Annotated in this window: 6 protein-coding genes; 3 read left to right on the top strand and 3 right to left on the bottom strand. The window is 65.9% G+C overall.

Translation table 11 applies throughout. The features are described from left to right. Window positions 1-42: 42 nt before the first annotated feature. On the top strand, window positions 43-198 hold the full coding sequence (locus EOA27_RS24010; protein ID WP_095816548.1) for a hypothetical protein: 156 nt from the start codon (window positions 43-45) through the stop codon (window positions 196-198). A gap of 158 nt (window positions 199-356) precedes the next feature. Next, window positions 357-1,295, top strand: a complete 939-nt coding sequence (locus tag EOA27_RS24005; RefSeq protein ID WP_126080538.1) for an LLM class flavin-dependent oxidoreductase — start codon at window positions 357-359, stop codon at window positions 1,293-1,295. A 1-nt stretch (window position 1,296) separates the two neighbouring features. Here EOA27_RS24005 and EOA27_RS24000 read toward each other — a convergent pair whose 3' ends face one another. From EOA27_RS24000 to EOA27_RS23990, 3 genes are all read right to left on the bottom strand, one after another. Further along, window positions 1,297-2,211, bottom strand: coding sequence for a sigma-70 family RNA polymerase sigma factor (locus tag EOA27_RS24000; RefSeq protein WP_126080537.1), 915 nt, complete (start codon window positions 2,209-2,211; stop codon window positions 1,297-1,299). Between the two features lie 8 nt (window positions 2,212-2,219). Continuing rightward, entirely contained in the window at window positions 2,220-2,534 is a 315-nt protein-coding gene (locus tag EOA27_RS23995; RefSeq protein WP_126080536.1) for an antibiotic biosynthesis monooxygenase family protein, read from the bottom strand. 128 nt (window positions 2,535-2,662) lie between these two features. Continuing rightward, the gene (locus tag EOA27_RS23990) at window positions 2,663-3,337 is read right to left on the bottom strand and encodes an isochorismatase family cysteine hydrolase (protein WP_126080535.1); all 675 of its coding nucleotides are present in this window, start codon (window positions 3,335-3,337) and stop codon (window positions 2,663-2,665) included. A 223-nt stretch (window positions 3,338-3,560) separates the two neighbouring features. Here EOA27_RS23990 and exbB point away from each other — a divergent pair. After that, a partial coding sequence (gene exbB / locus EOA27_RS23985; protein WP_127257423.1) for a tonB-system energizer ExbB occupies window positions 3,561-4,445 on the top strand: 885 nt, incomplete at its 3' end.

Here is a 4,445-nt window from a genome sequence, read left to right as displayed (position 1 = left end):
GTCTACTAGCTTTATAGATTAAGCGCTGAGACGGAGGCCGATATGTCCTATATCCAGAACGCTCAGACCGCCCGCAAGGGCCAAAGGCTGACCGCCGACCAGAGCTGGAGGCCCGCCTATGGCGGTACCTTCGCCTATCTCGTCTTCGCGCTTGCATTCGTGTTCACCGGCGCGGTGGTGCTGGGGTTGATCCCCTGATTTCAAGGCGGGCCGAGACCCGCCGTCAAAACAATCTGAGTTGCGTAACCGGAGTGGAAAGCTGGCCGAGCGCCGGGGCGCTGTCGCGCGCCTGCGTCCTCGGATTTGGTTCAAAAGGCTTTGGAGCGGGGCAAGCCGACGTGATGGAGGAGATGGCAATGCCGATCGAGTTCACGCATGTTCCCGGTAAGGCTGCCAATGGCGGCTTCTTCTATGATTTCGCCGAGACGGCGACCAAACTGTCGCTGATCGAGGATGCCGGTTTCCGCAGGCTGGTGGTGGACGATCCGGCCGGCCTGCTCACCAATATGGACATCGCCGCGCAGACGCTCGACCGCACCGGTTCGCTGGAGGTGGTGTTGACGCATTGGGCCGGCGTGATCGAGCCGACGGTGGCGGCAAGGCAGCTTGCCGCGCTCGACCGCAGAGGCGGCGGACGCCTGTCGCTTCGCATGCTGAGCGAGCCGCTGGAAGACAGCGATGCCGAGGCGCGACCGGTTGGCCACAGCGTGGTTTGGCAGCGCATCGACGAATATCTGGTGCTGCTGAAGCGCCTGTGGTCGAACGACAGGCCCTTCGACCATGAAGGCGCCTTCTACAGCGTCAGGGGCGGCTTCGTGCCGCGCAAGGGCCCGCTTGGCGCCGATCTCGTGATCCGGCTCGGCGGCCAATCGGGCACCGCGCTGAAGGTGGCCGGCAAGCATGCCGATGTCTTCGAGCTGGCCGCCGGCTCGCCGGACGAGGTGCGGCAATTGGTCGAGCGTGCGCGCGGCGCCGCGGCGGAACATGGCCGCGCCGGCAGGTTGCGCTTCGCGCTGCCGGTCCGCATCCACGCGGACGGCTGGAGCGGAACCCCGGATCACAAGGCGGTCGAGATCGCCGGGCCGCCGGCGCGGATTGCCCTGGCGCTTTTGCCCTATGCGGCGCTCGGCATCGAGGAATTCATGATCAGCGGCATCGACCGTCCGGGCGAGATCGCCCGCATTGGGCGCGAGACGATCACGCTGCTCGCGAATTCGCTGGCGCGCCGCGAGGCGGAAATTCCGCAACCGGGTGCGTTTGCCTCATCCCGCTTTGCGGAACACCGTATAGGCTGAGTCACGGCGTGCCGGAGTACTCCAGCCCGTCCATCACGTAATCCGCGAACAGGAAATCGCGGATGCCGGCGATCCGGCCGTCCTTCCAATCGATGAGGATGAAGTAGCGCGGCGGTCCGTCCGGACGCTCCGGGCTGGTGACCAGGATGGCGGGCCGGCCTTCGACAAGGCCGGTCGCGAAATGCCAATGCGTTTCGTCGGCATAGCGGCCGAAATAATTGCCGACATATTCCTTGCCGTCCGCGCGCAGCCGATTGACCAGCTCCAGCTTGACGTCCTCGGCCAAAAGGCCGCGCAGCGTATCGAAATCCCTGGCGTTGAAGGCAGCGACATAGTCGCCCAAGCGGCGCACGTCCTGCCGGTCGAGCGCCGGACGGGGCGGCGCCATGCGCGGCGCGGCCGCCAGCTTGCGCAAGCTTTCGCGCCCGCGCTGCAGCGCGCCCTTGATCGCCATGTCGGATGTTTCGAGGATTTCGCCGATCTCTTCCAGGCTGTGGCCGAGCACATCCTTCAGCACGACCGCGCACCGTTGCGCCGGCGGCAGCTGCATCAGCTCGGCCAGGCTCGCCTCGGCGGCGATGCGCGCGTCCAGCGCCGAATTCTCGTCGGCGATCGTGTCGAGCTCGACCTCGCTTTCGCGGCCCCGCAAGCGGGCGCGCTTGCGCAGGAAATCGAGCGCCGCGTTGTGCGCGATGCGAAACAGCCAGGGTTCGATCCTATCGGGCATGTCGCCATTCCTGATCGCAACGAAGCCTTTGGCCAAAGCCTCCTGGACGATGTCCTCGCCATCGATGACCGATCCGACCATGCGTGACGCGTAGCGGTGCAGCCTGGCTCTCAGCGAAGCGGCCTCGCGCTCGAAGGCGCGGAGCCGGGACTCGGTCGCCGCAACGGACTGATCCTGCGAACCGGTCACGCAACCTCCTAGTTTTCTACGCCACCCGTATGGGAATAGGTCGTGTGGCCCATTATGCTCTCGCCCGCGGCCAGCTCAACGATGCTCTTCATGTAGTCGGCGAAGTGGGGATCGGCGCGGAAGGCCGCGATGTCCTCGGCCGAGCGCCATTGCGAGATGTTGGCGACCTTGCTGCCGTCGCCGCCGACGACCACGGATGACGACAAAGAGCCCGGCTGCTTGCTGAAGAAGTTCCGCGTGCCTTCGGCGAGCGTCCTGGCGAGTTCCTGCTGCTTGCCCGGCTTGGCGGTGAAGACGTTGATCAAGGTCAGTGTGTTCGACATGGCTCGGCTCCGTTTGTCCTGAGGGCGGAGGCCGTCGCGGCTCTCGCACCTGTTACGACCCTCAAGACGAAGGCGGAACCGCAAACGGAACGGTGGGGCGAGAAATTTTCGATGAGACCGCGAAACCTTCAGCGCACGGCGTCCGCGAGTTGCCGCAACGCGACAATGACCGCCTCCGAGTCCGCCAGCGCGCCGAAGATCCCGTCCTCGACCGTCACCATGTGCAGCGCCGCTTCGTGCGCATACTGGTCGCCGCTGGCGCAGGCGTCCGAAACCGTCAGGCACTGGAAATTGCGGTCGCAGGCCTCGCGCAATGTGGTGTGCACGCAGACATCCGTCGTGCAGCCGGTGAAAAGCAGGTGCGTTATGTCCCGCGCGCGCAGCACCATCTCCAGATCCGTATAGGTGAAGGCGCTGTTGCAGGTCTTGTCGATGATGACGTCCTGCGGCGCCACGTCGACATCGGCGGCGATCTGGAAGCCCGGGCCCGAGCGCAGCAGGACATCAGTGCCGTCGAGGCCGGCCCGCTTGCGGCGCCATTTCTCGTAAGGCGTCATGTCGGCCATGTCGGCGCGGTAGCCTTGCCTTGTGTGGATGATGGTCATGCCTGCGGCGCGCGCCGCGGCTATCAGCCGGTTGACCGCCGGCAGGATGGCTCGCAGCGGCGACGGATCGTAGCCTTTCCTGGCGAAATAGCCGGTCGGCGACAGGAAATCCTCCTGCAGGTCGATGACCAGCAGCGCCGCATGCTGCGGCGCAAGCCTGCCGTCATAGGGAAAGTCGAACGGTATCGCCTTGATCATCGGTCACCTGCTTTGTCGTTGTCTGCGCATCGTGCCCGCCAGCCGACCTGCGGTCCAGTCCGCAGCGTACCCAGGTGGCATCGGCGCATCGTAGATTGTTGATCGGCACAGCCATCTTTATAGTTGACTCGGAAATTCATGTTTCATAGTCAACTGCCATGGCTCGCCCTGTGCCTATCTCAATGGCGGCCACCGCATAGCGATGATGAAGCGAGGACGAGCCTTGTCCCGGAACGGTCTTTTCGCGGCGCTGGCCGTGTCCCTCACTCTTTCCACCGGCATCGCCAAGGCGCAGGAACAGCCGCCGGTGGTACCCGCCGTGCAGGCTCCGGCCGAACCGCCTTCGCGAGCAACGGCCGCCCCAGCTCCGCAGGCACCGCCGGTGCAGGCGCTCGCCACCGCGCCGGCTGATCTGGCCATCCAGCCGGCTGCGAGCGGCGTCGCCGGCCAGGAGCCTTCGCTGTCGCTGCCGCATGACCTGTCGCCCTGGGGCATGTTCATGAATGCCGACATCGTGGTGAAGGCGGTCATGGTCGGGCTGGCTTTCGCCTCTCTCGTTACCTGGACGATCGCGCTTGCCAAGTCGCTGGAGGTTTTAGGCGGCAAGCTGAGGGCCCGCCGCGCCGCCGATGCGATCGGCAATGCCGCGACGCTGATGCAGGCCCGCCGCGAACTCGGCCATAACGGCGGTCCGGGCGCGCTTCTGGTGCGGGCGGCGGAAGAGGAACGGGCGCTATCGGCCGGCGCGCTCGACCACGTTTCCGGCGACGGCCTGAAGGAACGCGTCGCTTCCAGGCTCTCGCGCATCGAGGCGACGGCGGCGCGGCGCATGTCGCGCGGCACCGGCCTGCTCGCCACCATCGGCTCGACGGCGCCCTTTGTCGGCCTGTTCGGCACCGTCTGGGGCATCATGAACGCCTTCATCGGCATCTCCCAGGCGCAGACCACCAACCTCGCCGTCGTGGCGCCAGGTATCGCCGAGGCGCTGCTTGCGACCGCCATGGGGCTGGTGGCGGCCATTCCTGCGGTCGTCATCTACAACATCTTCGCCCGCTCGATAGCCGGCTACAAACAGATCCTCGCCGACGCCTCAGCCGGCGTCGAGCGG

Origin of the sequence: Mesorhizobium sp. M2A.F.Ca.ET.037.01.1.1 (assembly GCF_003998075.1) — a bacterium.
GTDB lineage: Bacteria > Pseudomonadota > Alphaproteobacteria > Rhizobiales > Rhizobiaceae > Mesorhizobium.
Note: the sequence above shows the minus strand (reverse complement) of the source record. Positions and strands in the feature narration are given on the sequence as shown.

What these genes read in the sequence shown, in the direction of transcription:
- EOA27_RS24010 (WP_095816548.1), top strand. Translation starts at nt 43, where the DNA reads ATGTCCTATATCCAGAACGCTCAGACCGCCCGCAAGGGCCAAAGGCTG.
- EOA27_RS24005 (WP_126080538.1), top strand. Translation starts at nt 357, where the DNA reads ATGCCGATCGAGTTCACGCATGTTCCCGGTAAGGCTGCCAATGGCGGC.
- EOA27_RS23995 (WP_126080536.1), bottom strand. Translation starts at nt 2,534, where the DNA reads ATGTCGAACACACTGACCTTGATCAACGTCTTCACCGCCAAGCCGGGC.
- EOA27_RS23990 (WP_126080535.1), bottom strand. Translation starts at nt 3,337, where the DNA reads ATGATCAAGGCGATACCGTTCGACTTTCCCTATGACGGCAGGCTTGCG.